Here is a 25,559-nt window from a genome sequence, read left to right as displayed (position 1 = left end):
TTTGTGTTCTGCCAGACAATCGCTTTATCATTAATCAAGTTAATTACTAATAATGACCACACAATTAAGAATGTCTAACTTGCTACCTCTAAAAATCATCTCTACCGGCGTCGCGTTGCCGCCTGACCGTGTGGCGTCCTCCACGCTCGATGCTCGTCTGGGGAAACCTGCCGGCTATGTTGAAAAACGCTCGGGTATAGTTTATCGCTATCATGCCACTGACGATGCCAGCCAGGCCGAACTCGCCGCCGCCGCGCTGCAGGATGCCCTGACTCGTCACGCTATCCCATCAGACTCAATAGATTTGTTAATCTCTGCCTCGGCAATATCGGTGCAGGCGCTGCCTTGCACCGCCGCGCATATTCTTAAGGTGGCGGGGTTGTCGCCCGGCACGCCCGGCTTCGATGTTAATAGCAGTTGTGTCAGCTTTATTTCGGCGCTGCAGGTAGCGGCGGGACTGCTGAATGCCGGAACGTATCGGCGTATTGCCATCGTTTCGGCGGATATCGCTTCGCGCGGCCTGGACTGGAACCACGAAGAGTCGTCGCTGATTTTCGGCGACGGTGCCGCCTGCGCTATCGTTGAGCGCGGCGACGGCACCAGTGGCATCCTCGCAAGTCTGGTGGAAACCTACCCTGCCTCAAGCGAACTTTGTGAAATCCGCGCGGGTGGCACACGTCGCAACCCGCGCGCCGGTATGAGTGAGCAAGATTTCCTGTTCCATATGCAGGGCAAGCCGCTGTTTCGGCAAGCATCGGCGTTGATTGAGGATTATCTCGAGCGGCTGCTGAGCGCCAGCGGCCTGGCACTGGAGCAAATCGCCACCGTGGTGCCGCACCAGGCTAGCCATCTTTCTCTGGAACATATGCGAAAGCGGTTACACGTCTCCAGCGAAGCGCTTGTCGATATCTACCGTTATCATGGCAATCAGGTGGCGGCATCTATCCCGACAGCGCTACATGCCGCCGTGACAACCGGACGCTACAATCCCGGTCAGCCGGTGATGCTCATCGGTACTGCCGCCGGGCTGGCGCTGGCCGGCATGGTGCTGCTGCCATGAAGATACTGGTCACTGGGGCGACTAGCGGGCTGGGACGCAACGCGGCGCAGTGGTTGCTGGATAACGGATATCAGGTACGTGCCACTGGTAGAGATGAGCGGGCTGGCGGGATGTTACGTAAGCTGGGTGCCGAGTTTTGTACGCTCGATCTGGCTGAGGCCACGGCGCAGCAGTGCCAGCAGTTAGTGACAGGCTGCGAATGGGTATGGCATTGTGCAGCAAAGTCTTCCCCCTGGGGTGGTAAAGCAGAATTTCATCGCATCAACGCTGATGCGACAGAGAAGCTGGCGGAGGCGGCCGGACGCTGCAACGTTCGCCGCTTTGTGCATATCTCAACACCAGCGATATATTTCGATTATCAGTCGCATTACGATCTTAACGAGCGCTACCGGGCCCGACGCTTTGCGAATCACTATGCCGCCAGCAAGTATGCCGCCGAGCTGCATCTGCTAGCGCAAGCGAATATCTATCCCCAGACCACCTACATTATTCTGCGTCCACGCGGCCTGTTTGGCCCGCATGACCGGGTAATTTTGCCACGGTTATTACAGCAGCTCGAACGCGATCGTGGCGTGATGCGACTGCCCGGTGGCGGGCAAGCACTGCTGGATCTGACGTTTACCCCCAACGTGGTGCATGCAATGGTGCTGGCAAGCGAACAACCGGGATTGCCGTCCGGTGCCGTGTACAACATCACTAATCACCAGCCACAGCGGCTGGAGGAAATGCTGGATGCGCTGCTGCGCCAGGAACTGGGGCTCAGCTATCACATCCAGGCCGTGCCTTATCGACTACTGAATGCACTGGCCGGCGGCATGGAGCTGTGGGCAACGCTAAGTGGTAAGGAACCGCTGCTGACGCGCTACAGTGTGGGTGCGGTGAATTTTGACATGACCCTGAGCCAGACCCGTGCGATAGAAGAGCTGGGTTATCGACCACGTTATTCTCTTGAAGAGGGTATTCGCCTGACCGGAGAGTGGCTGCGACAACAAGGAGGCGTAAAGCATGGCTAAGGTCACCGCTTTCGAAGTGGGCTACTGCACGCATATCGGCTGCATGGCCCTCAGGGGCGCCGGGTTCAGGGTGTGTAAGTTCCCGGCACGCGCTTATCTACTGGAGGTGGGTGAGCGCCGCTGGCTCTGGGATACCGGCTACTCACATTATTTTCAGAAGCACACGCAGTCGGGGCTGTTCAGCCTTTACCGCCACATGACGCCGGTCTATTTCGACCCTTCCGAGTCACTGGCGTGCCAGCTGCGCGCCTGGGGTTATGCTAAGGGCGATATTCAGGCCCTGATCGTCTCACATTTTCACGCGGATCACATCGCCGGGCTGCATGAATTCAGCCATCTCGAATTTATTTGCTCCGGCGAAGGCTGGCAGCAAACTCGCGGGTTGCGGGGTTTTGCTGCCCTCAAGCGAGCCTTCATTCCTGACCTGATACCGGCGACGTTCGAAAGTAACCTGCAGTTTATGGAAGCGTTTCCGTCAGTCGCATTGTCGGCCCTGCTGACGCCGTTCGAACGCGGGTATGCGTTGCCAGGTAGCGAAGGAGAGATCGTGCTGGTGCCCCTGCCGGGGCATGCGGCCGGCCATATTGGCGCCTTTATTCTCACCGACGACGGTTGGACACTGCTGGCCAGCGATGCGGCCTGGTCGCCGCAGAGCTACCAGACGCTGCGCGGACCTTCGCGCCTGGCCAATCTGGTGATGGACGATGCTGCGGCATACACACACACCCTGCAGCGGCTCAACACATTGTGGGCCGGCGGTCATGTCAATATTCTGTTGTGTCATGAGGGGGACCTGTGATTCCCTTCATGACGCTGTGGCACTATTTCCGCATCCGACGCCTGCGCTTTCGCGATCGTAAGGCGCTGGAGCAGCATCAGTCCCGGCAGATCGCGATCTTTGCCCGTCGGGTGTTGAGTAAGAGCCCCTACTTTCAGCGTTTCTGTTGTCAGCCGTTCGCTGAATGGCCGCAGATGGACAAAGCGCTGATGATGGCCCGGTTCGACGAGATGAATACTGCCGGATTGCAACTCGATACTGTGCTGGCGTGCGCCCAACGTAGCGAAGCAGATCGCGATTTTGCGCCGAAGATAGGCCGTTACAGCGTGGGGTTGTCATCCGGTACCTCAGGGCAGCGAGGTGTTTTTGTCGTCAGCCCGCGCGAACAGCATGTTTGGGCCGGAGGTATGCTGGCGAAAATGCTGCCGGACGGACTCATGGCGGGCGAGCGCGTCGCCTTGTTTCTTCGGGCGGACAATAATCTCTATCACAGCGTCCAAAATCGTTGGCTCAGCCTTGAATTTTACGATTTGCTTGCACCGTTCACCGGGCATTTACCGGTACTGGAACGACAGGCGCCCAGCATTATCGTGGCGCCGGCGCAGGTACTTCGCGCGTTGGCGTTGGCGGTACTGAACGGGCAAGTGAAGCTGTCGGTCAAAAAAGTGATTTCGGTCGCCGAGGTATTAGAAGAGCAGGATCGGCGTCTGCTGATGAAGGTCTTTCCCGAGGTCGGGGAAGTGTACCAGGCCACTGAAGGTTTTCTCGCCGCCACCTGTGCGCACGGCACGTTGCACCTGAATGAAGCGTTTTTGCATATTGAAGCGCAGTGGATCGACGAACTCCGTTTTACGCCAATCATCACTGATTTTACGCGCCGGACCCAGCCTGTCGTGCGTTATCGACTGGACGATGTGCTGGTGCTGCGCAAGGAACCTTGTCCATGTGGGCAACCGACGCGGGCGATCGCCCGTATCGAAGGGCGACGAGACGATCAACTGATGTTACCCGATGCGCAACAGCGGCCGCAGGTGGTATTCGCCGATGCCTGTAGTCGGGCTCTCGCTAACGCTTTGCCGTTGACCAGCGATTACCGCCTCATCCAGCGGGGTGAACGCAATCTGGAGCTTATCGCAGATTGCAACGCGGCGGAATTAGCACACTGTCAGGCGCAGTTGAACGCATTGTTCGCCCAACAGGGCATTGCCATCGAGTCGCTGGAATGGCGATTGACGATGCAAGAAGTGCTTCCAAAATTGGATCGCAAGCGAAGGCGCATATTGCGTCAGGCGGAGGAAGCATGAAAAACCTGAATTTCAGGCTTTGGCATATGTTGCTGGGTTGGGGCACAGTCGGCGTGGTGTATACCGTGGCCGATCGCTTACAGGGCGTAGGAACCTTATTGCCTCCATTGGTATTTGATCGGATTATCCCGTTCAACCCTACGGCCATCTGGCTCTATCTGTCTTTTTTTCTCATTGTCCCGGCGGGTTATCTTCTGGCGCCGCAACAGCGGATAAAATGGCTGACGCGCGCGATGCAGCTCACCGCGTTGGGCGCCGGTGCAGTTTATCTACTATGGCCGACCACCATGGTATATCCGCAAAATGATGGTATCGGAATCAGTGCTCAACTGCTGAGGGTGTTAACTCAGGTGGATTCATCACAAAACTGCCTGCCATCGTTGCATATGGCGCTGGTGGTGCTGGTGGTATGGGCGCTAAGCGACGGCGAGCGTAGAGTCCGGACAGCGCTGTGGGCGCTGTGGGGTGTGGCGATCGCATTTTCCATTCTGCAACTGCGACGTCACTTGTTTGTCGATTTGGCGAGCGGCGCGCTGCTGGCGCTTTTTGCGGGTTGGGTGGCCCTGCGCATGGATATCCTGCGTCGCCGAGTCGTTAAAGGAGAAATGGGATGATCGATCTGGCAATGCCGATTGTTTTCATGCTGTTCATTGTAGTGGCCGAAGCGGTGGCGTTGCGCTGGGGGCGTGGTGAGCCGGTCAATTGGCACGATATCGTGTTTAACCTTAATTCGGGCCATATCATACTGTGGTTATTTCGCGGACTGGAAGTCACCTGTTACGGCTACGTGGCCGCACGTTTCAGTCCTGGGTTGCTGGATGCCCTTCCTGCGCCATTGATGTGGTTATTTGCTTTGCTGGCGTGGGACTTCTGTTTTTACTGGCTGCACCGTCTGCACCATCGTTTCCGGCTGCTGTGGGCGGTCCATGTGGTGCACCATCAGGGCGAGCATTTTAATCTGTCACTGGGGGTGCGTAACTCCTGGTATTCGTCACTGACGTCGATTCCGTTCTTTTTACTTCTGGCGCTGGTGGGTGTGCCGCTGTCAGTTTTCGTCGCGGTCTCGATTTTTCATTACAGCATCCAGTTGTTTAACCACAATGCCCTGACGCCCAAACTCGGCGTGTTGGAAAAAATTCTGGTCACGCCGGCGCATCACCGCGTGCACCACGTCAAGGACATCGCGTACTCCAATAAGAACTTCGGTGGCAGCTTTATTTTCTGGGATAAGCTGTTCGGTACCTTCTGCCCGGCCTTGCCGAACACGCCGTTCAGCTATGGCGTCGGCGGCGACAGTTCATCTGCCAATCCATTCTGGGCGAGCAACCTTCCTTTTCTGCGCTATTTACGTATCGCATGGCGCCCGCGTCCGGGGCAGCCACGTAGCGGCCGCTCGGCGCTCAGCGTATTCAGCGGTACAATGTTATTGTTCGCGCTGGTTGTCGGTTATGTTTATCAATACGGTTACGGCTACGAGCAAATCAGCTGGCCGCAAATGGCGCTACTGGTGCTGCTGGCATTGGGCGCCGTGGCGCTCGGAGGCATGACGGAAGGTCGGCCGTGGGCGAGCGTCGTCTGGTTGCTCAATGCGCTGCTCATACCGCTACTGTTTATTGGCTACCTCAACTGGCCACAGTCCTGGTGGTACGTGACATTAGCTGCCTTAGCGCTGCATGCCCTGTGCATCACTCTGGGCTGGGGGCGCCCCACCTCGACAGTCCCCTCGGAGGAGCCGCATGGCTGAACCATTACTGCCGCTGCGCTTTCCCGCTGCTGGCGAGCAGGCATTTCACAACGATCTCAAACGCGCAGCACATGCATGCCTGGCGGGCGATCATCGCTATGCGGATGCCGCAGGGTTGACCAAGGCTGGGCTATTGTTGGCGTTATGTGCCGGTTTTTATGCGCTGAGCCTGCTCCAGCATCAGCTTTGGTCGTACTCACTCTGCTATTTCCTCTTCGTGATCATGGGTATGCTGCTTAACGTCAATGTCAATCATGATGCTTCGCATAATGCTTTCCTGCGAACCCCCTGGGCCAATCGCCTGGTGGGACGGGTGGTGACACTGCCATTGGGTGTTGATCCGGACTACTGGCGCACGCGTCATGTGGATTTCCACCATGTTTACGCCAACGTCGAGCATTACGATCTGGATACCGAGGAGAACGGTTTTTTCCGTCAGACGCCGTTCCAGCGTTGGCGGCCCCATATGCGCTATCAGCATCTCTACTGGCCCCTGATCGCCGCCCTTTCGCTACCTTATATCGCCTGGATTTTTGATTGGTCCGATCGCTTAGATAAAACGCCGCTGCGAGAAAAGCGCCTGCTGGCAGGGTCCGGCGGTTGGACCGTGTTCGTTGTCTCAAAGTTGCTCCATTTAGCATTGGTGCTGGTGGTGCCAATGATTGTGTGCCACTTGCATGGCATCGGCTGGGGTTGGGTGCTGCTGGTTTATACGATCAGCCAGATGTGCGCCTCGCTGCTGGTGGTGTTCTTGCTTTTGGGGACCCACTGGGCACAGGCCGAGTTTTACCCGGTACCCACTGGCGACTGCATGCCGCACGGCTGGTACCGGCATAATTTCGCCACCGCCTGCGACTGGAAGCCGGGTATGAGCTGGATTGAGCACCTTACCGGTGGGCTGAATTATCACCTGACTCATCACCTGTTTCCCGGCTGGCATCACCGTCACTACCCGGCGCTGGCCATGGCGGTGGCAGAGGTCGCGCAGCGGCACGGTATGGCTTACCGCTGCATCAGCTATCGCGAACTGCTGGCCCAACAACGGCAGTTCTTACGACGAATGGGGCAGCCATGAAACCGTTGCGTCCGTTAGCCTATCGGCGTGACGACAGCGGCTTGCACCGCGCGCTGATGCAGGCCGCCCAACAGTATCTGATGAAACGTGGCGATCATCGTTTCGCCGACGGCGGTATGTTGGCGAAGGTCGCGCTGCTGCTGACGATATGCGGCTTGTGTTATGGGATGAGCCTGCTGCAGCATAACGTCTGGGCGTTTTTCGCCTGCTACTTCGGTTTTATCTTTAGCGGGATGTTCCTGACGGTAAACGTGGTGCACGACGCCTCCCACAACGCGTTTTTCCGTAAAGCCTGGGCCAATCGCTGGCTGAATAGTCTGGTGAGTGTGCCGCTGGGGCTTGACCCCGATTGCTGGCGCGTGCGGCACGTGCTGTTCCACCATACTCACAACAATATCGAAGATTACGATCCCGATATCGATGCCAATGGTGTGCTGCGGCAGACACCGTTCCAGCGCTGGCGCCCCTTCATGCGCGGGCAGCGTTACTATTGGCCACTCGTGGCGGCGCTGACTTTTCCGTACTACATCTGGTTGTTCGATTGGTTGGACCGGGCGGGCAGGACGCGTGTGGCAGCCCGTATGGCGAATCAGGGTTTGCGCGGCTGGTGCGGGTTTCTTGCGGGTAAAGCGGCACATATTCTGTTGGCGCTGGCGATTCCGTGCTGGCTGCTACCGTCAACTATCGGTATTGGCAAAATTCTGCTGGTCTATTTACTGAGCCAGATGTTTTCTTCGTTGATATTCGTGATGCTGATCATCGGTACTCACTGGGCCAAAGCTAACTTTTATCAGGCGCCAGAAAAAGGCGCGATGCCGCACAGTTGGTATCAACACGTATTCGCTACCACTTTCGACTGGCAGACCCGGCCAAACTGGCTAGGGTACTGGCTTGGTGGGGCAAACCTGCATTTGACGCATCATCTGTTCCCGAACTGGAGTCACCGCCATTACCAGGCGCTAAGCCGCATTATCGGCGAGGTAGCACCGCGTTACGGCATCGACTACCGCCTGCTGGAGCTGGAGGAGTTATTGCACTTGCAACAGCGCTTCCTTAAAGCGATGGGACGCAAGCCGGAATAGCATCGCAATTTGCTTCGTGAGTAAGGTGAATTTTACTTCCCTCACGGTATGGCAGGTCTACCGCTGCCGGGGGAAATGCCAGGCGTTAGTAGTCGTAGTATTATACCGTCTGATAGCAGGGACTTTTTTCGTATTTTTTCTCGAAATTCTGACAGGAAACATGCTTAAAACATCAAGGACATTATGGAGCCGTGAGGCCATAGCCAGTACCGCCCACGTTATTCAGGTCGAACGCTTACTCACAAACCAGATTTTTATTGATGAAACACTGCTGGTTATGGTCCGCCAGGGGCAAAAAAGCATTGTGTGGCGGGGCCAGGAAACACTTGTATCTGCCGGCGAGGCCATATTAGTCAGTGCCGGAATCTTACTCGATGTAACAAATATTCCTCCTTCTAATCACACTCCTTTTGAAGCAGAGTGGCTGAGCTTTCCATTATTAACGATATATGACCCCACTGGCGCAAACGAAAGCGACAAGCCGCGTGTACTTCGCGATGTGAGCATCCATTTTCGCCAGGCTTTCGACCATGCAGTCGTCTCTATCCGGGATACCGCAGGCATTCCCGATAGAGTGGCAATGAAACGGATGGAGGAAATGTGCGCATGGTTAGAAAGTTTTGGTCTGATGCTGAAGCCAGCGGCAAAAATGATGCTGAGTCAGCGCATCAGGAAGCTCGTATTAAAAGATCTTCTGAAAAACTGGACAGCATCTGAAATTTCCCGTCACTTTGCCATGTCAGAGGCGACATTACGCCGGAGGCTTAATGCCGAGAATACCTGTTTCAAGAATGTTGTCACCGAGGCCAGAATGGGGCATGCCCTGGCGCTGTTACAAGCTACAGACCAGACAATATTCCAGATAGCGCTGGGCGTTGGTTACGAAAACCCATCGAAGTTCTCCGCCCGTTTTCGAGCCCGCTTTGGTTTTAGCCCAAAGCAAATTCGCGCGAAGGAAACGCCCGTTGCCCTGAAATGACCTGAAAACATTACCGGCTCTGTATCACTTCCAGACGGGCAGTAGCAAGAGTATTTATGCCAGCAACAAAGCCAACCAGAGCCGGAGTAGCATCGACCGTAACATGTGGCAGCGTGGCAACATTCAGAGCTCTAAGGGTGATCACATAGTGGTGTGTCTGCCCAGTAGGCGGGCATGGCCCACCGTATCCCGGAATACCAAAATCGGTGCGGGTTTGAAAGGCAGGAGATGGCAATCCCTTATCATCTGATCCTATACCAGCTGCAAGCGCGTGGCTGCTGGCTGGTATATTGACCACTGTCCAGTGCACCCATCCGTGTCCCGTTGGGGCATCTTTATCAAAGATCTCCAGCACAAAACCTCGCGTGCCAGCAGGAGCATGTTCCCATTCAAGAGCGGGCGAATGATTTCCCCCATCACATCCCAAGCCCAACGCGGCACTGCTCAGGTGGTCATTTTCAAAGCGGCCATTTTTGATTTCCGGGCTGGTCAATTTGAAAGAAACATGGCTATTTGCCTGAGCCGTCGCACTCAGAATGGACAAGACACCGACTACAATGATTTTTTTTAATGCGTTCACAATATTGACCAATTGAAATAAAACAGATCACCATCCTAACAACGACCTTCTCTACTTCGCGCTCCCGCCCCGCTCATGTTCTAATCCAAAACGCTCAATAAGCGCTTTGCTATAATGAAGTTATTAACGCCGGGTGATATGTTTGACATTATACTTGTTGGTATTCTGGTAAATATCGGATAAATCGACGATGAGGTTGTTCTGTGCATAGCTGATTGACTGAACCCGTAAGAGCAGGCTATTTTGCGGAACCTGCAGTAGTTCAGCTTGTTCCCTGGTCGCCAGAACCGGGGTATAGGTGCGGTGGCTCTCAAGAATGGTGATATGGCAATTCTTCTTAAAGTAGTTAAATTTAGACCCTTCCAGATTACCGATGCTTAGCCATGGAAAAATCGCTACAGGGATATAACTGTCTTCTATTAGAATCGGCGCGTCGTCAATCAAACGAATGCGTTTGACATAATAGACTTTATCTCCCGGTTCAATTTTCAACTGTTGTGCAATAGCCGGAGGCGCATCCATCATAGTGAACTCAATAACGCGGTTCATATAATTGGTGACTCCAACTATGTGCATCTGGTAGTTAAATCCGTCTAATTCCCCTCCGTGATAGTTGCTCTTTCGCGCCACATATGAACCGCTGCCGTGACGCTTGACTATCAGCTTTTCCCTTTCCAGCAGTGTAAGCGCCTTGCGGATAGTCATCACTGAAACCTGTAGTTCTTCGGCCAGTGCTTTTTCACTAGGCAGGTTATCTCCAACTTCAAATTCATCGCTGTTGATGCGAATTTTAAGCTTGTCTGCGATTGATTTGTAGATCACTTCTAGATGTCCTCTGGTAGTTCCTGATAGTGCACTCTTTCTATAACATCATGATTATAATGATTTATCATCATAATTAAGTAAAATGAATGATATGTCATCTATTTATTTTGTTTTATTTATATATCTATTAACACAAGGCATATATGACTTGTGTCACAGTTCAAAATTTAACGTCTCTGAACATTTCCTTTTGGCGCATAGGCTGAATCACATGTTTCGAGCACTGGCGGTCGATAAGTGGTGAAGGGGAAAAGAATGATCGGGGTAAAAAAATTACAGGATTTTTCGAAGGCAATGATTGGGCCAGTTTTGTATCTGCCGGTTGTAGGCCTATTGATTGCTTTGCTCAGTATGACTACCAATAAAATATGGGTAGCAGAAGACAGCTCGCTTTTCCTGCTGGGAAAATATGTTTCTAGTATGCTCTGGGCAATCATGAATAACCTGGGTTTCTTCTTTTGCCTGGGGTTGGCGGGAGGACTGGCTAAAACCCGAAAAGCGGAAGCGGCTTTTGTTGCCGCAATGACCTGGTTTATGTACCTGGCGGCAAATAATAGTTGGCTTACCCTGACCCAGCGTCTTGCCTCTGGTAGCAGCAACGCGCAACTTTACGGCAGCGGACAAACTTTTATTTTTGGTTTCCAGGTTATTGATATTGGCGTGTTTCTTGGCATCCTTCTGGGCTGCGCAGTCGCCTTCGTTCACAACCGGTTTGTCGACATTGAGTTTCGTGGCGCATTCTCCATTTATGGAAACAGTAAACTTGTCCTACTTATTATGATCCCACTGGTCGGCGTGTTTGCTATCGCTACGGTTTATTTCTGGCCGATTGTAGAACACGGTATATCGGCCCTGACGGTAGTGATGAAAACTTTCGGTGCCGCAGGGGTTTTTCTGTATGGCTTTCTCAACCGTTTTCTTATCCCGACAGGATTACACCATCTCATTTGGTCACCTTTTGTTTTTACTTCTATTGGTGGACAGCTGTTAATTGAAGGGCAGACAGTAGTGGGTGCAAAACCCATTTTTCTCGCAGAAATTGCTAACAGTACAGGGGGAGCATTAAGCGATTCGGCGCGATTTTTAACCTACGGAATGGTGAAAATATTTGGTACCGCTGGAATGGCCCTTGCCTTTTACAAAACAGCGAGACCTGAAAATAAGCAAAAATTGAAAATCACACTTATCCCTTTGATTGTGACCTCATTTCTGGTGGGAATAACCGAGCCTTTTGAGTTTTTATTTATCTTTACCGCACCGTTGTTATGGCTGGTTTATTCTTTACTGGATGGTTTTTTTCAAATGCTCGCGTGGCTTCTTGATGTGCGAGTATGCGCTACAAATGGGATTATCGACTTTATTGTTTATAACATTCCGGCCGGAATACATCAGACACGCTGGCCTGTTTTTGTCGCGCTGGGATTAATAGAAACAGCGGCAATGTATTATATCGGTAAGTTCTTGATTATCCGTTTTAGAATGCGTACGCCAGGCCAGGAACATCAGGATGATGTTGTTAAACAACCGACAAATACAAATACTTCTGAACCTGGCAAAGCTTCAGGAGAGCAAATCATCCTGGGCCTTGGTGGCAAAGAAAATGTCTGTTCTGTAGATAATTGTTTTACACGACTTCGGGTTAACGTGCAGGACCCCGCTTTAGTACAGGAAAGTATTCTGAAAAGCAGCGGCGGTACCAGCGTTATTATAAATGGCAATCACGTTCAGGTTATTTATGGTTTAGGGGTTAATAAAATCCGTAACGCTGTGAATCGCTATTTAGACGTGCATGAATAATGAGGTGGAAGATGAAAAATAAGTTTGTTGTTACCATAGCTGGCGGCGGGAGCACTTATACTCCGGGTATTGTCATGATGCTTTTGGAAAATATGGAAAGATTTCCTCTGAGCGAAATTCGGTTATACGATAATAATCATGACAGACAAAGTGTTATCGGTGAAGCCTGCGCGATTCTGGTGGCTGAACGTTACCCGCAAATCGCATTTAGCTTTACCACCGATCCGCAGGAAGCATTCAGTAACGTCGATTTTGTCATGGCCCATATTCGCGTAGGCCTCTATGAGATGCGCGAGAAAGATGAGAAAATACCTCTTAAATATGGGGTTATCGGCCAGGAAACTTGTGGTCCGGGTGGTATTGCTTATGGTATGCGCTCTATTGCCGGGGTGCTTGAACTGGTGGATTACATGGAGACCTACTCCCCCGGAGCATGGATGCTAAACTATTCCAATCCCGCAGCTATTGTTGCCGAGGCCACTCGTCGATTACGGCCAAATGCAAAAATTATTAATATTTGCGACATGCCGGTGGCCATTGAGGGGTTATTTGCCGATATTCTCGGACTTAAATCGCGTAAAGAGATGAACGTTCGTTATTTCGGCCTGAACCATTTTGGATGGTGGACAAGCATCACTGATAAAATGGGCAATGATTTAATGCCAGCATTAAAGAATCACGTTTCTGAACTGGGCTATTGCAGCCCGAAAGAAGATTTTCAGCATAAAGCGCCAAGCTGGATTGAGACTTTCAAAAAAGTGAAAGACGTCTTTGCGCTTGATACCGACACTTTGCCTAATACCTATCTGAAATACTATTTCTATGCAGACTATGAGGTTGCCCACTCGGACGTCAGCTTTACTCGCGCCAATGAAGTGATGGTGGGAAGGGAAAAAGAAGTGTTTGATATGGCAAGAGAAATCGTTGCTAAACAGAGCGCTAAAGAGGCGCATTTCCATGCCGGGGCGCATGCGACCTTTATCGTAGACCTCGCCTGTGCCATCGCCTTTAATACCCAGGAGAGAATGCTACTGATTGTGGAGAACAACGGCGCTATCGCAAACTTTGACGATACCGCTATGGTCGAAGTGCCGTGTCTGGTCGGTGTTAATGGCCCTGAGCCGCTTGCTATGGGTAAGATTCCGGTGTTTCAAAAAGGGTTGATGGAACAGCAGGTGGCGGTTGAAAAACTGGTCGTTGATGCCTGGGTTGAAGGAAGCTACCAGAAGCTATGGCAAGCAATGACTTTGTCTAAAACAGTGCCGAGTGCTTCGGTAGCAAAAGCTATCCTCGATGAACTCATTAATGCTAACCGCGATTACTGGCCTGCACTGAGCTAAGATTCTGTTCATTTATCAGTACTAATGCCCGATGTGTCTCATCGGGCGTTTTGTCTTTATTATCTCCAGCCAGACTGGTGGTGATAAGGCTTTTAGCTCCAGACATTTATGAAAATCATTTAATTCCTTAAAACCTTGCAGTCCGTCAATGATAAAGAAGGGATCGCCCGCATGCGCGCGACGGGTTAAACAAACCCGGATAGGTCGGTTTGGCATCTTTAGAAAGCGGGAATGCATATCGGCAACGCAATAGTGCTGCATGGTTAAGGCCTTCGTTTAGCGTCATGAATGGCACGCCCCAGGCATCCGTCCCCTGCCCCTTCCCCTCCTCGTCTTGCCCGTCTGTTACACACGCCTGTCTATACTTGCTTTCTCTGCACCTTAATCCACCTGTCAGCTATTCCCTCATGATGGAGAACCCCATGCCCGAGACATTCACCCTTTCTGACCATGATCTTCAACTCATAAACCGCTACTGGCGAGCGGCGAATTATCTTTCCGTGGGCCAGATTTACCTGATGGATAACCCTCTGTTGCGTCAGCCCCTTAAACCGGAACATATTAAACCCCGACTGCTCGGTCACTGGGGCACCACGCCCGGACTAAACTTTATCTATGCCCATCTGAACCGTGTTATTCGGGCTCGCAATCTGGATATGATCTATATCTGCGGGCCTGGGCACGGTGGTCCCGGTATGGTGGCAAACACCTGGCTTGAGGGAAGTTACAGCGAGATCTACCCCGATGTGAGCCAGGACGCCGCAGGCATGAAAACGCTTTTTCGTCAGTTTTCCTTTCCTGGCGGCATCCCCAGCCATGCAGCCCCGGAAACACCCGGCTCAATTAATGAAGGCGGCGAACTGGGGTACTCCCTCTCTCATGCCTTCGGCGCGGTGTTTGATAACCCCTCGTTGATTGCCACCTGCGTGATTGGCGATGGTGAAGCCGAAACCGGCCCGCTCGCCTCCAGTTGGTTTGGCATAAAGTTCCTCAATGCCGCGCGAGATGGCGCTGTGTTACCGATTTTGCATCTCAACGGCTACAAAATCGCTAACCCAACGATACTGGGGCGCATGTCCGATGAAGATCTGCATGCGCTGTTTCGCGGCTATGGTTATGAACCTTACCTGGTCAGCGGTGACGATCCACAACTCATGCATCAGCAGATGGCGCAGACGCTTGAAAACGTTCTCGACACTGTCCGCGAGTATCAGCAGCAGGCACGAAGCGGAAAGCCGCAGGACGCACTCCCCCCTTGGCCGATGATCATTTTGCGCAGCCCCAAAGGCTGGACCGGCCCCAAAACCGTTGACGGTAAGAAAGTGGAAGATTTCTGGCGGGCACACCAGGTGCCCATCTCATCGTGTCGGGAAAATGACGCTCACCGTGAGATTCTGGAACGCTGGATGCGAAGCTATCAGCCTGAGGAGCTGTTTGATGAAAATGGCACGCTGAGAGCCGAGCTGCGAGCACTGGTGCCTCTGGGGGATAAACGCATGGGGGCGTCGCCCTGGGCAAACGGCGGCAGACTGCGTAAGCCCCTGGTAACACCTTCGCTGGAACAATACGCGGTCGAAGTCTCCTCACCCGGCGAAACGCAGGCTGAATCCACGGCCGCCCTCGGCAGTTATCTGGCGGGCATTTTTAAGGCTAACCCGGAAAACTTCCGCCTCTTTGGCCCTGATGAAACCGCGTCGAACAGGCTGGGTAAAGTTTTTGATGTTACCAGCCGAACCTGGCAGGAGCCGGTTAAACCTTATGACGAACAACTGGCCGCAGACGGGCGGGTAATGGAAATTTTAAGCGAGCATCAGTGCCAGGGCTGGCTTGAAGGCTATCTCCTGACGGGTCGCCACGGGTTATTCAACTGCTATGAAGCCTTTATCCACATCGTCGATTCGATGTTTAATCAACATGCCAAATGGCTAAAAGTTACGCGCAAACTGCCCTGGCGTGAGCCGATTTCTTCACTCAACTATCTGCTCTCTTCTCATGTCTGGCGTCAGGACCATAATGGTTACAGTCATCAGGACCCTGGTTTTATCGATCATGTCGCCAATAAAAAGGCGGATATCGTGCGCATTTATTTACCACCCGATGCCAATACCCTGCTTTGTGTCGCCGACCACTGCCTGAATACCTGGGATCGCATTAACGTGATCGTTGCGGGCAAACAGCCCGCTCCGCAGTGGCTGACGCTGGAGGAAGCCGCCAAACACGTCGCCGCCGGGATGGGGATTTGGTACTGGGCCGGTACGGTAGCGGAAGGTGAATCACCGGATGTTGTCATGGCTTGCGCCGGGGATGTGCCGACCCTCGAAACGCTCGCGGCCGTGGATCTGCTACGCAACTATCTGCCTGACCTCAAAATTCAGGTCGTTAACGTGGTGGATTTGATGGCGTTGCAAACAAGCGAACAGCACCCCCATGGGCTGAGTGAAGACGCCTTTGAGGCGCTGTTCACCGTCGATAAACCGGTCATTTTTGCCTTCCATGGCTATCCGGGGCTCATTCAGCGACTGACCTGGTCACGCAACCATCATCGCCATTTTCATGTTCTCGGTTTTATTGAAGAAGGGACAACCACAACGCCTTTTGATATGACCGTGATGAATGAACTGGATAGATTCCATTTAGCCCAACAGGCTATTCAGCGCATTCCTGCACTGGCGGGAAAAGCAGATGACATACTCGATGACCTGCAGGAGAAAATTGCTGCTCACCATCAGTATGTGCGTGAACAGGGTGAAGACCTGCCAGAAGTGCAGAACTGGAAATGGCCATCACAACAAGGCGACAGCGATGTGCCGGAATAAGTGAACCGGCCTGGGTACAAGCCGGTTCACTGTCGTTCACTATGTAAGGACTGCACTATCCTCATGGGCAGGTTCACTGACCTGTCCATGAGGGCGATATTATTTTCATCTCGTTACTCGCCCCTTTACCTGCCTCATTTTCATAAGACTTATCTCAAATAAAGATTACCATCGCTTATGGTTATGCCTGTTCAAAATGTAAATTAGTGTCAACATATGTCAACCAAACTTGCTGACGCCCTGCTTCAGCAGCAATTTGATAACGCACGTTATTAATTCATATGCACTTAACATGATTTAACTCCCTTATTTGATAAGATATATATCACATACGACATTCAAAACAGCCTGCGACATTATTTTCTCAAAAAACAAGCGAAGCGGTGAATATTACAATATGTAAACGGTTACGTTTCGGTTTGACTTATTTCATTCCCGGTCTAGTTTTAGATACGGACACCGACGACATGAGATGCAAAATATGTCGTTTATTTAAACAACGAAACTGGAGAAATAACATGGCTGAACATCGTGGCGGTTCTGGTAATTTCGCAGAAAATCGTGAAAAAGCATCCGACGCAGGTCGTAAAGGTGGTCAAAATAGTGGCGGTAATTTCAAAAATGATCCGCAACGCGCCTCCGAAGCAGGCAAAAAAGGCGGCCAGCAGAGTCATGGCGGCGGCCGGAAATCGGGTGAGTAATATATCTCGAAAATAGCATTTAACATTACGTTAAATGTGAACATTGATAGCGAGTCGAAGTTGGCTCGCTTTTAATTTCACATATCTTAAGGATATATTTTATGCAAGTGAATTCGATTACAGATTTATTTATTCATGCATTATCTGACATTTACAGCGCGGAAAAACAACTGACCCGCGCCCTGTCTAAAATGGCCCGTGAATCCGCCAGTACCGAACTGTCGGATGCGTTTAAACAGCACCTGGAAGAGACGCAGGGGCAAATTGAGCGCATCGATCAAATTATCGAGGCTGAGCCCAATATCAAACTGAAACGGATGAAATGTCATGCGATGGAAGGGTTGATTGACGAGGCGAACGAAATCATTGAAGCCACCGATAAAGGCAGCGTCCGTGATGCCGGTCTGATAGCCGCAGCGCAAAAAGTTGAGCACTACGAGATCGCCTCCTACGGCACGTTGTCTACCCTTGCAGGACAATTAGGGCTTAAAAAAGCGAAAGCCCTGCTTGATGAAACCTTGCAAGAAGAAAAAACCACCGACGACCTGCTAACTAAGATTGCGACTTCAAATGTTAATTTAAAAGCTGAAGGCAAATAATTGATTCTGCCCAACTGACAGCTTTTTTAATTTAATCTGGTAAGCAAAACGACGATAAAGGATATTATTATGACTCCACAAGAAAATTACCATGACTGGCTACGTGACGCGCATGCAATGGAAAAACAAGCTGAGTCCATGCTGAGCTCAATGAGTAGCCGCATCGATAATTATCCTGACCTGCGTGCAAGAATTGAGCAACATCTAACCGAGACGCAGGGTCAAATTAAACTTCTTGAAGAAGTGCTCGATCGTAACGGTATTAACCGTTCGGTAATGAAAGATGCCACCAGCAAAATGAGCGCAATGGGCCAGGCTGTTGGGGGAATGTTTGCCTCCGATGAAGTGGTCAAAGGCGCAATTAGTAGCTATGTCTTCGAGCAATTTGAAATTGCATGTTACACCTCTTTAATCCGCGCCGCCGAAAAAGTGGGTGATACCGCAGGTGTAGAAGTCTTCAAGCAAATCTTAACCCAAGAAAAAGCGATGGCGGAATGGGCCTTTAATCACCTGCCTGATGTGACTGAGCAATTTTTACTGCGTGATGCCGCTGACGGTGTCGAAGCGAAAAAATAACTGACACATCAGGAGGCTTTATGTTTCGACACGTCAAACAATTGCAATATACGGTCCGGGTGAGTGAACCTAACCCCGGCCTGGCCAATCTTTTACTCGAACAGTTTGGTGGTCCACAAGGCGAACTGGCTGCCGCCTGCCGCTACTTTACCCAGGGTCTGGGTGATGAAGATGCAGGGCGCAAAGAGATGCTGATGGACATCGCTACCGAAGAGCTAAGCCACCTTGAAATCATCGGTTCGCTGGTTGGGATGCTCAACAAAGGGGCAAAAGGTCGATTAGCCGAAGGGACCGAAAGTGAGGCTGAACTCTATCGTTCTCTGACCGAGAACGGTAATGACAGCCATATCACCTCCCTGCTCTACGGCGGCGGACCTGCGCTGACGAACTCAGCGGGCGTTCCCTGGACTGCAGCTTATGTGGACACCATTGGTGAAGTGACCGCTGACCTGCGTTCGAATATTGCCGCAGAAGCACGCGCTAAAATCATTTACGAGCGCTTAATCAATGTGACGGACGATCCTGGCGTGAAAGATGCGCTAAGCTTTCTGATGACCCGTGAAGCCGCGCACATGCTCTCGTTTGAGAAGGCGCTGTACTCCATCCGTAATAACTTCCCACCGGGTAAACTGCCGCCTATCGAGCAATACACTAACGTGTATTACAACATGTCTGAAGGCGACGACCCGCGCGGGAGCTGGAACAGCGACGAGAACTTCGAGTATGTCGCCAATCCACAACCCGCTGTAGACGGCGGTGACGGACTGGCGACGGTGAAACTGAGTCGCGAACAGCAGGCGCTGGTAAAGGCGATGACTAAACGTACCGAGTCCGATCCTGCGGTAGAGCCCCTGACCGGCGTTGAGCTCGGTAAAGGTGAGCCGCAAGAGAAATAAGTCGTACGTTAACAATGCCTGCCAACCACACCCCTTTAATAAGGGGTGTTTTTTTGCAGAAAGGTGACAAAAATGTTTGAGTTAGATGCATTTCATCTGGCAAGACTACAATTCGCCTTTACGGTCTCGTTTCATATCATCTTTCCTGCCATTACGATCGGGCTTGCCAGCTATCTGGTCGTGCTGGAGGGATTATGGCTGAAAACGAAAAACCCCGACTGGCGGGCCATGTATCATTTCTGGCTGAAGATTTTCGCCGTTAACTTTGGGATGGGCGTCGTCTCAGGGCTGGTAATGGCCTACCAGTTCGGTACCAACTGGAGTGGGTTTTCTCAGTTCGCCGGTAGCATTACCGGCCCTCTTCTCACCTATGAAGTGCTGACCGCATTCTTCCTTGAGGCGGGTTTTCTCGGCGTAATGTTGTTCGGCTGGAAAAAGGTTGGCCCGGGACTGCACTTCTTTGCCACCTGTATGGTCGCCCTGGGCACCCTGATGTCTACGTTCTGGATCCTTGCCTCCAACAGCTGGATGCACACCCCGCAGGGCTTTGAAGTCGTTAACGGTCAGGTTGTGCCAACGGACTGGTTTGCCGTCATCTTTAACCCCTCGTTCCCTTATCGTCTCATCCATATGACCATCGCCGCCTTTTTAAGCAGCGCACTGTTCGTCGGTGCATCCGCCGCCTGGCATCTGCTACGGGGTAACGACACCCCCGCCATTCGTAAAATGCTCTCAATGGCGATGTGGATGGCGCTGGTTGTGGCCCCCATTCAGGCGGTGGTCGGCGATGCGCACGGTCTGAACACCCTGAAACATCAACCGGCGAAGATAGCCGCCATTGAGGGACACTGGGAAAACCCGCCCGGTGAAGCCACGCCGCTGCTGCTGTTCGGCTTACCGGATATGGACGAGGAGCGCACGCGCTTCGCCGTTGAAATCCCTGCCCTCGGCAGCCTGATCCTGACCCACTCGCTGGATGAACAGGTCCCGGCGCTGAAAGATTTTCCAAAAGATGAGCGCCCCAACTCCACTATCGTATTTTGGTCATTTCGTCTGATGGTGGGCATGGGGCTGTTGATGATTACGCTGGGCGTCGCAGCACTCTGGCTACGGTTCCGCCATCGCCTTTACACCTGTCGTCCCTTCCTTCATTTTGCGCTCTGGATGGGTCCGGCAGGTCTGGTGGCCATCCTCGCCGGTTGGGTCACCACGGAGGTGGGTCGCCAGCCCTGGGTGGTTTATGGGTTGTTACGCACCATCGATGCGGTATCACTGCACAGCACGTTGCAGATGAGCCTGAGTCTGCTGACGTTCTTCGTGGTGTATACCTCCGTCTTCGGCGTCGGTTACGGTTATATGGTTCGCCTTATCAAAAAAGGGCCGCAGCCTTATGACGAGCATCCAACCGATGGGCGACCCGCACGGCCACTGTCAGCCGCGGGTGAAAAATTACAGGGTGAGGAGAGAAACTAATGGGTATCGATCTGTCACTTATCTGGTTTGTCATCATCGTCTTCGCCACCTTGATGTATATCGTGATGGATGGCTTTGACCTGGGCATCGGAATCCTTTTTCCCCTGATTCAGGATGAGGGGGAACGCGATGTGATGGTCAACAGCGTCGCCCCCGTGTGGGATGGTAACGAAACCTGGCTGGTACTCGGCGGTGCCGGTCTGTTTGGCGCGTTCCCGCTCGCCTATGCGGTCATTACCGATGCCCTGGCAATCCCCCTGACGCTGATGCTCATCGGTCTTATTTTTCGCGGCGTGGCATTTGAGTTTCGCTTCAAAGCCACACCCGAGCATAAGCCGTTCTGGGATAAAGCGTTCCTGTGTGGTTCATTGCTCGCCACCTTTACGCAGGGCATTGTAGTGGGTGCGGTGATAAACGGTTTTCCCGTCTCCGGCCGCACCTTTAGCGGTGGCGCACTGGACTGGCTCACCGCCTTTAATCTGTTCTGCGGCGTCGGTCTGGTGGTGACTTACGGCTTACTCGGGGCGAGCTGGCTGGTGATGAAAAGCGAGGGCAACCTACAGCATCGCATGCGTGTCGCGGCAAAAAATTTGCTGCTGGGGCTGTTACTGGCGATGGCGGTGGTGAGCATCTGGACACCCCTCACCCATGCGGACATTGCAGGTCGTTGGTTCAGCCTGCCTAACCTGTGGTTCTTTGCCCCGGTGCCGGTACTGGTTCTGGTGTTGAGTTTCTTGCTTTGGCGCACGCTAAAAGACACGCGATTCCATGCATTGCCGTTTGTATTAACCCTGGGCCTGATATTTTTAGGCTTTAGCGGTCTCGGGATCAGTATCTGGCCCAATATTATTCCACCCGATATTTCCTTATGGCAGGCGGCATCTCCGCCACAAAGCCAGGGCTTTATGTTAGTGGGGGCCTTGCTGATTATTCCGGTGATCCTGGTTTACACCTTCTGGAGTTATTACGTGTTTCGCGGAAAAGTTCAGCATGGGGAGGGTTATCACTGATGTCCTGGAAACAAAAAGCCGCCGCCAAAAAAGTCATGTGGTTTATATTACTCTGGTTTGGCAGCGTGTTTTCTTTATTTATTGCCAGCTCATTGATTAAACTTCTGATGTCAATGGCTGGCCTTCACACCTGATATTTACGCTTCGCGAAGGGGTTGCTGCTCTTCATTTAATAACATAATGAGCGTTCCCATTGCGTAGGCAGCCGCCTCTTTCACCACCGATTCGCTATCACCTTCAAAGTGTTTTACGCGGGTATGCACTTTATTATCCGGTAATTGCCAGGCAAACCAGACGGTACCCGCCGGGGTGCCGTCTTCACCGCCATCTGGCCCGGCATAGCCACTCACCGCCAGGCTCACGTGCGCGCCCGAGCGCCGTTGTGCGCCTGCGGCCATCTCTTTAACCGTCTGTTCGCTGACCGCAGTGCAGGTGGCGATGGTGTCGTAACTGACCTCCAGCACGGTGATTTTTGCTTCATCGGTATAGGTGACAAAGCCACTGCCGTAAAATTCCGGGGTGTCGCCGGCGGCGCATAGCGAGGAGGCAATCAGCCCTCCCGTACAGGATTCCGCCGTGGTCAGTTGCAGTTTTTTTTCAATCAGTACTCGCCCAAGTTCCCGGGCGATGGACAACGAAGGGGCTGTCATCATTCACCTCTCATGTCGAAAATAAGGTGGCGCAGGGAATACCGGCCACCCGTTGGTGGTTAAATTGTCGCCTTTTCACTCTGCATGCCCGGCACCAGTATCACCTTACGGCACTCTTCCTGGCGCTTTTCAAAGATCTCATATCCCCGCGCCGCCTCTTCCAGCGGCAGGTGATGCGTCACTATCTCTTCAGGGGTGAGATGGCCTTTATCGATAAGCGCCAGTAAGTCTGGCAGATACGCGTGAACGTGCGTCTGACCCATTTTGAAGGTAATGCCTTTATCGAAGGCGTCACCAAACATAAACCCATGAATGAAGCCGGCATAGACGCCCGGTACGCTGACAATCCCTCCCCGGCGCACGGCGGCAATAGCCTGCCGCAATACCTTGCCGCTGCTGCCTTCAATTTTCAGCGTGCTTAATACGGTTTCGGTAATGCTGCCTTTTGCCTCAAAGCCTACGGCATCAATCACAGCATCTACCCCGCGATGACCAGGGGTATTCTCGATAATCCATGCCGCCGGATCGTCATTCTTATCGAAATTGATTGGCACCACGCCATAACGCTGCTCTGCAAAGGCGAGACGGTAGTCATTATGATCAATCATAAAGATCTGTTCAGCGCCCATCAGCCGCGCGCAGGCCGCCGACAAAAGCCCTACCGGCCCGGCCCCGTAAATTGCAACGCGGGACCCTTGTTTGACCTCGGCGTTTTTTACCGCCTGCCAGGCCGTCGGCAGGATGTCGGAGAGGAACAGAACTTTTTCGTCCGGCAGGTGGCTCGGAACTTTGAAGGGGCCGGTATTGGCTTTTGGCACACGTACGTATTCAGCCTGCCCGCCAGGGATACCGCCATAGAGGTTGCTGTAGCCAAACAGGGCTGCTGGCGGGGTAATGCTCTTACGATTGAGCGCCGCGCCCTTGCCGCTATTGGTTGTTTCACAGGCTGAGTACTGCTGCAGTCGGCAGAAAAAACAGTCACCACAGGCGATAACGAACGGGATAACCACGCGATCGCCTTTGCTGACATTTTTTACCTCTGACCCGGCTTCCACCACCTCGCCCATAAACTCATGACCAAAAATATCGCCATGCTCGGTGCCAGGGATTTTACCGTGATACAAGTGCAGGTCAGACCCGCAGATAGCCGTCGCCGTTACGCGCAGAATGATGTCATCTGCGGCTTCCAGACCCGGATCGGGCATATTATCGACGCTCACCTTATGAGGCCCATGATAAGTCAATGCTTTCATCAATGATTCTCCTCTAAACGATGACAGCGACACTCAATGGAAAAATGTCACTCGTTTTCATTTAACCCGCATTATTCATAGAACAGCACCCGTGAATCTGTACAGGAAAAATTAGTATTAATCTTATTCAACATCGCCGATTATTTTCTGCGCGAGTTCGCTGAATGTTTGAGGGATATTTACCCTCATCCTTCATAAGAATAGTTCACATTTCCCACGAACTGTTTAAGTAATGACGCATTATAATAATCATAGGTACAAGCGCAGCGATAAATACCCCGGACAAGGCAACACCCAAGGCTGAATGATTATTTATGATTACGGTTAGCGACTGGAATATATGATTAATTACGACTATACCCGTTATACTTCAAGCTGCATGAGCGTTGGCTGCGTTTGTTCACCCCAGTCACTTACTTTAGTAAGCTCCTGGGGATTCACTCTCTTGCTGCGTGATTCGGCCAACGGCCTCACCCCTTTGGGGCCAGCACGAGTGCTGTTCAAAACAGTTAACTGTTTTGTCCTGCAACTCGAATTATTTAGGGTAGATACCCTTTTGACTCCCTCATTCATTAAGCTGTGGAATGTAAAATACAATGACCTATCTGGCGTGGACCGCAGCGACTGGCTGCCTGCTTTTACTGATGTCGCTCTCTTACGGCTGGATCAGCCGTGTTCCGGTTCCGGTGTTCGGGCTCTATTTACTGGTCGGCATTGTCTGTGGCCCCTGGGTGCTCGATGTCATCAATCTCGACATTGCTGCCCATGCTTCGCTCATCAGTCGTGTCACGGAAATTGCGATGGCGGCTTCGCTGTTTATTACCGGGCTAAAGATTCGTCTCCCTCTGAACTCGCCCTACTGGAAAATGGGTATCAAACTGGCGTTGCCGGCCATGTTACTGACCATCGCCGGGATCATGGTTGTATCCCATTTTTTGACCGGCCTTTCCTGGCCTTTATCTTTAGCCTTAGCCGCAATCCTTGCCCCCACCGATCCCGTGCTGGCCAGTCTGGTGGCCATCAACGATGCCAGAGATGGCGACCAGTTGCGCATTGCTCTGTCCAGCGAAGCAGGCCTCAATGACGGAACCGCGCTGCCTTTTTTAATGCTGGCACTGATCTGGCACAAAGCGGGCGGCGCGATTAACGCCCACGAGTGGCTGACATGGCTAAGCGTCGACCTTGTCTGGGCCCTGCTTGGCGGGCTGGCGATCGGCTTTCTGCTCGGTCGGGCCATTGGGCTTCTGGCCACCCGCTCACGCCACGCGCAGGGCGAAGTAGCGCCCAGTGATTTTGTCGCGCTGTCGCTTATTTGCCTGAGTTTTTCTCTGGCAATGGCCGTCAGCGCATCTGGATTCCTGGCCGCGTTTGCCGCCGGTGTCGGGTTACGAAGTGCAGAAGTCAGCGTACAGAAGCGCCATCCCGATCAAAAGATGGTAGAAGACGACCTGCCCGCTGAAATGCAGGTCAATCCTCACACTCGCCACGGTCTGGAAGAGAGTAACCCCATTAAATCCGTCGGACTGGTTATTGGCGATGCCCTCTCATTTGGCGACACGGTGGAACGCATTTTTGCCGCCGCGCTGGTGATTATTCTGGGGATTACCCTCGCCTTACACTGGGATATACACGCGCTCTTGCTGGCCTTCATTATTTTTGTCGTCATCCGCCCCCTCGCCGTATTCATTATTACCTGGCGCTCGGGAGAATCCCTTTTTCACCGGATTAGCCTGGGCTGGCTCGGCATCCGCGGCATCGGTAGTCTTAATTACATCGCCTGGACCTATGTTCACGGTTTGCAGGGCGCACAAGCGAACACCCTCACAAACTTTGCCATAACGATTGTGACAGTGAGCGTGCTGGTGCACGGCATCTCCGTCACTCCCTTACTCACGCTCAGGCGAAAAAGGGAAAATCACTGACCCGTTACGATTTAAGCCCTTAAAAAAGGGTGAGATTGCGTGTTTAACAGTGGACGGCAGTGAGGTAACAGGTAAAGATTAAGCTT

Annotated in this window: 24 protein-coding genes; 20 read left to right on the top strand and 4 right to left on the bottom strand. The window is 52.4% G+C overall.

Features of this window, described 5'->3' with window-relative positions; all coding sequences use genetic code 11:
• The first annotated feature begins 52 nt into the window (after window positions 1–52).
• The 9 genes from ACUY4Q_RS10810 to ACUY4Q_RS10770 all read left to right on the top strand — a co-directional run bounded on the left by ACUY4Q_RS10810 (window position 53) and on the right by ACUY4Q_RS10770 (window position 9,035).
• Window positions 53–1,060: a 3-oxoacyl-[acyl-carrier-protein] synthase III C-terminal domain-containing protein gene (locus tag ACUY4Q_RS10810; RefSeq protein ID WP_458047016.1), complete on the top strand. Its 1,008-nt coding sequence runs from the start codon at window positions 53–55 to the stop codon at window positions 1,058–1,060.
• The gene (locus ACUY4Q_RS10805; RefSeq protein ID WP_458047015.1) at window positions 1,057–2,073 is read left to right on the top strand and encodes an NAD-dependent epimerase/dehydratase family protein; all 1,017 of its coding nucleotides are present in this window, start codon (window positions 1,057–1,059) and stop codon (window positions 2,071–2,073) included. Before ACUY4Q_RS10810 ends, ACUY4Q_RS10805 begins: the two co-directional genes overlap by 4 nt.
• The gene (locus ACUY4Q_RS10800) at window positions 2,066–2,872 is read left to right on the top strand and encodes an MBL fold metallo-hydrolase (protein ID WP_458047014.1); all 807 of its coding nucleotides are present in this window, start codon (window positions 2,066–2,068) and stop codon (window positions 2,870–2,872) included. The genes ACUY4Q_RS10805 and ACUY4Q_RS10800 overlap by 8 nt, the downstream gene beginning before the upstream one ends.
• Window positions 2,869–4,155 (top strand): F390 synthetase-related protein, encoded by a 1,287-nt coding sequence (locus tag ACUY4Q_RS10795; protein ID WP_458047013.1) that lies wholly within the window; start codon window positions 2,869–2,871, stop codon window positions 4,153–4,155. The genes ACUY4Q_RS10800 and ACUY4Q_RS10795 overlap by 4 nt, the downstream gene beginning before the upstream one ends.
• The gene (locus ACUY4Q_RS10790; protein ID WP_458047012.1) at window positions 4,152–4,769 is read left to right on the top strand and encodes a phosphatase PAP2 family protein; all 618 of its coding nucleotides are present in this window, start codon (window positions 4,152–4,154) and stop codon (window positions 4,767–4,769) included. The genes ACUY4Q_RS10795 and ACUY4Q_RS10790 overlap by 4 nt, the downstream gene beginning before the upstream one ends.
• Window positions 4,766–5,899: a sterol desaturase family protein gene (locus ACUY4Q_RS10785; protein WP_458047011.1), complete on the top strand. Its 1,134-nt coding sequence runs from the start codon at window positions 4,766–4,768 to the stop codon at window positions 5,897–5,899. The genes ACUY4Q_RS10790 and ACUY4Q_RS10785 overlap by 4 nt, the downstream gene beginning before the upstream one ends.
• Complete coding sequence (locus tag ACUY4Q_RS10780) at window positions 5,892–6,974, top strand: fatty acid desaturase family protein (RefSeq protein WP_458047010.1); 1,083 nt, start codon at window positions 5,892–5,894, stop codon at window positions 6,972–6,974. The genes ACUY4Q_RS10785 and ACUY4Q_RS10780 overlap by 8 nt, the downstream gene beginning before the upstream one ends.
• Complete coding sequence (locus ACUY4Q_RS10775; RefSeq protein WP_458047009.1) at window positions 6,971–8,056, top strand: fatty acid desaturase family protein; 1,086 nt, start codon at window positions 6,971–6,973, stop codon at window positions 8,054–8,056. Before ACUY4Q_RS10780 ends, ACUY4Q_RS10775 begins: the two co-directional genes overlap by 4 nt.
• A gap of 160 nt (window positions 8,057–8,216) precedes the next feature.
• A complete protein-coding gene (locus tag ACUY4Q_RS10770) occupies window positions 8,217–9,035 on the top strand; it encodes a helix-turn-helix transcriptional regulator (protein ID WP_458047008.1) in 819 nt (272 codons plus the stop codon).
• Window positions 9,036–9,045: 10 nt separating this feature from the next.
• Here the strand turns inward: ACUY4Q_RS10770 and ACUY4Q_RS10765 are convergent, their stop codons facing one another.
• The gene (locus tag ACUY4Q_RS10765; RefSeq protein WP_458047007.1) at window positions 9,046–9,615 is read right to left on the bottom strand and encodes a YbhB/YbcL family Raf kinase inhibitor-like protein; all 570 of its coding nucleotides are present in this window, start codon (window positions 9,613–9,615) and stop codon (window positions 9,046–9,048) included.
• 123 nt (window positions 9,616–9,738) lie between these two features.
• Entirely contained in the window at window positions 9,739–10,437 is a 699-nt protein-coding gene (locus tag ACUY4Q_RS10760) for a GntR family transcriptional regulator (protein WP_458047006.1), read from the bottom strand.
• A gap of 258 nt (window positions 10,438–10,695) precedes the next feature.
• On the opposite strand from ACUY4Q_RS10760, the gene ACUY4Q_RS10755 reads away from it, so the two are divergent.
• From ACUY4Q_RS10755 to ACUY4Q_RS10710, 10 genes are all read left to right on the top strand, one after another.
• Window positions 10,696–12,237, top strand: a complete 1,542-nt coding sequence (locus ACUY4Q_RS10755; RefSeq protein ID WP_458047005.1) for a PTS transporter subunit EIIC — start codon at window positions 10,696–10,698, stop codon at window positions 12,235–12,237.
• An 11-nt stretch (window positions 12,238–12,248) separates the two neighbouring features.
• Window positions 12,249–13,577 carry a 6-phospho-alpha-glucosidase gene (locus ACUY4Q_RS10750; RefSeq protein ID WP_458047004.1) on the top strand — a complete coding sequence of 443 codons (1,329 nt, stop codon included), beginning with the start codon at window positions 12,249–12,251 and terminating at the stop codon, window positions 13,575–13,577.
• Between the two features lie 422 nt (window positions 13,578–13,999).
• A complete protein-coding gene (locus ACUY4Q_RS10745; protein ID WP_458047003.1) occupies window positions 14,000–16,393 on the top strand; it encodes a phosphoketolase family protein in 2,394 nt (797 codons plus the stop codon).
• Window positions 16,394–16,911: 518 nt separating this feature from the next.
• Window positions 16,912–17,094 carry a con-10 family general stress protein gene (locus ACUY4Q_RS10740; protein WP_458047002.1) on the top strand — a complete coding sequence of 61 codons (183 nt, stop codon included), beginning with the start codon at window positions 16,912–16,914 and terminating at the stop codon, window positions 17,092–17,094.
• Between the two features lie 101 nt (window positions 17,095–17,195).
• Window positions 17,196–17,693, top strand: coding sequence for a YciE/YciF ferroxidase family protein (locus ACUY4Q_RS10735; RefSeq protein ID WP_458047001.1), 498 nt, complete (start codon window positions 17,196–17,198; stop codon window positions 17,691–17,693).
• Between the two features lie 69 nt (window positions 17,694–17,762).
• Window positions 17,763–18,269, top strand: coding sequence for a ferritin-like domain-containing protein (locus ACUY4Q_RS10730; RefSeq protein WP_458047000.1), 507 nt, complete (start codon window positions 17,763–17,765; stop codon window positions 18,267–18,269).
• 20 nt (window positions 18,270–18,289) lie between these two features.
• On the top strand, window positions 18,290–19,165 hold the full coding sequence (locus ACUY4Q_RS10725) for a manganese catalase family protein (protein ID WP_458046999.1): 876 nt from the start codon (window positions 18,290–18,292) through the stop codon (window positions 19,163–19,165).
• A gap of 72 nt (window positions 19,166–19,237) precedes the next feature.
• Window positions 19,238–20,638: a cytochrome ubiquinol oxidase subunit I gene (locus ACUY4Q_RS10720; protein ID WP_458046998.1), complete on the top strand. Its 1,401-nt coding sequence runs from the start codon at window positions 19,238–19,240 to the stop codon at window positions 20,636–20,638.
• On the top strand, window positions 20,638–21,648 hold the full coding sequence (gene cydB / locus ACUY4Q_RS10715) for a cytochrome d ubiquinol oxidase subunit II (RefSeq protein WP_458046997.1): 1,011 nt from the start codon (window positions 20,638–20,640) through the stop codon (window positions 21,646–21,648). The genes ACUY4Q_RS10720 and cydB overlap by 1 nt, the downstream gene beginning before the upstream one ends.
• Window positions 21,648–21,782 (top strand): DUF2474 family protein, encoded by a 135-nt coding sequence (locus tag ACUY4Q_RS10710; protein WP_458046996.1) that lies wholly within the window; start codon window positions 21,648–21,650, stop codon window positions 21,780–21,782. The genes cydB and ACUY4Q_RS10710 overlap by 1 nt, the downstream gene beginning before the upstream one ends.
• A 3-nt stretch (window positions 21,783–21,785) precedes the next feature.
• On the opposite strand, the gene ACUY4Q_RS10705 is transcribed toward ACUY4Q_RS10710, so the two are convergent.
• Together ACUY4Q_RS10705 and ACUY4Q_RS10700 are read right to left on the bottom strand one after the other, a co-directional pair.
• Window positions 21,786–22,301, bottom strand: coding sequence for a 2-oxo-tetronate isomerase (locus ACUY4Q_RS10705; protein ID WP_458046995.1), 516 nt, complete (start codon window positions 22,299–22,301; stop codon window positions 21,786–21,788).
• Between the two features lie 56 nt (window positions 22,302–22,357).
• Window positions 22,358–23,551, bottom strand: a complete 1,194-nt coding sequence (locus ACUY4Q_RS10700; RefSeq protein ID WP_458046994.1) for a zinc-dependent alcohol dehydrogenase — start codon at window positions 23,549–23,551, stop codon at window positions 22,358–22,360.
• A gap of 596 nt (window positions 23,552–24,147) precedes the next feature.
• Here ACUY4Q_RS10700 and ACUY4Q_RS10695 point away from each other — a divergent pair.
• Entirely contained in the window at window positions 24,148–25,473 is a 1,326-nt protein-coding gene (locus tag ACUY4Q_RS10695; protein WP_458046993.1) for a cation:proton antiporter, read from the top strand.
• Window positions 25,474–25,559: the final 86 nt, after the last annotated feature.

Source organism: Phytobacter cepae (assembly GCF_054165735.1).
Note: the sequence above shows the minus strand (reverse complement) of the source record. Positions and strands in the feature narration are given on the sequence as shown.

Coding starts and splice junctions, on each gene's coding strand:
- ACUY4Q_RS10750 (WP_458047004.1), top strand. CDS start 12,249: ATGAAAAATAAGTTTGTTGTTACCATAGCTGGCGGCGGGAGCACTTAT.
- ACUY4Q_RS10700 (WP_458046994.1), bottom strand. CDS start 23,551: ATGAAAGCATTGACTTATCATGGGCCTCATAAGGTGAGCGTCGATAAT.
- ACUY4Q_RS10735 (WP_458047001.1), top strand. CDS start 17,196: ATGCAAGTGAATTCGATTACAGATTTATTTATTCATGCATTATCTGAC.
- ACUY4Q_RS10805 (WP_458047015.1), top strand. CDS start 1,057: ATGAAGATACTGGTCACTGGGGCGACTAGCGGGCTGGGACGCAACGCG.
- ACUY4Q_RS10695 (WP_458046993.1), top strand. CDS start 24,148: ATGACCTATCTGGCGTGGACCGCAGCGACTGGCTGCCTGCTTTTACTG.
- cydB (WP_458046997.1), top strand. CDS start 20,638: ATGGGTATCGATCTGTCACTTATCTGGTTTGTCATCATCGTCTTCGCC.
- ACUY4Q_RS10775 (WP_458047009.1), top strand. CDS start 6,971: ATGAAACCGTTGCGTCCGTTAGCCTATCGGCGTGACGACAGCGGCTTG.
- ACUY4Q_RS10800 (WP_458047014.1), top strand. CDS start 2,066: ATGGCTAAGGTCACCGCTTTCGAAGTGGGCTACTGCACGCATATCGGC.
- ACUY4Q_RS10710 (WP_458046996.1), top strand. CDS start 21,648: ATGTCCTGGAAACAAAAAGCCGCCGCCAAAAAAGTCATGTGGTTTATA.
- ACUY4Q_RS10720 (WP_458046998.1), top strand. CDS start 19,238: ATGTTTGAGTTAGATGCATTTCATCTGGCAAGACTACAATTCGCCTTT.
- ACUY4Q_RS10785 (WP_458047011.1), top strand. CDS start 4,766: ATGATCGATCTGGCAATGCCGATTGTTTTCATGCTGTTCATTGTAGTG.
- ACUY4Q_RS10740 (WP_458047002.1), top strand. CDS start 16,912: ATGGCTGAACATCGTGGCGGTTCTGGTAATTTCGCAGAAAATCGTGAA.
- ACUY4Q_RS10725 (WP_458046999.1), top strand. CDS start 18,290: ATGTTTCGACACGTCAAACAATTGCAATATACGGTCCGGGTGAGTGAA.
- ACUY4Q_RS10780 (WP_458047010.1), top strand. CDS start 5,892: ATGGCTGAACCATTACTGCCGCTGCGCTTTCCCGCTGCTGGCGAGCAG.
- ACUY4Q_RS10745 (WP_458047003.1), top strand. CDS start 14,000: ATGCCCGAGACATTCACCCTTTCTGACCATGATCTTCAACTCATAAAC.
- ACUY4Q_RS10730 (WP_458047000.1), top strand. CDS start 17,763: ATGACTCCACAAGAAAATTACCATGACTGGCTACGTGACGCGCATGCA.
- ACUY4Q_RS10790 (WP_458047012.1), top strand. CDS start 4,152: ATGAAAAACCTGAATTTCAGGCTTTGGCATATGTTGCTGGGTTGGGGC.
- ACUY4Q_RS10770 (WP_458047008.1), top strand. CDS start 8,217: ATGCTTAAAACATCAAGGACATTATGGAGCCGTGAGGCCATAGCCAGT.
- ACUY4Q_RS10755 (WP_458047005.1), top strand. CDS start 10,696: ATGATCGGGGTAAAAAAATTACAGGATTTTTCGAAGGCAATGATTGGG.
- ACUY4Q_RS10705 (WP_458046995.1), bottom strand. CDS start 22,301: ATGATGACAGCCCCTTCGTTGTCCATCGCCCGGGAACTTGGGCGAGTA.
- ACUY4Q_RS10810 (WP_458047016.1), top strand. CDS start 53: ATGACCACACAATTAAGAATGTCTAACTTGCTACCTCTAAAAATCATC.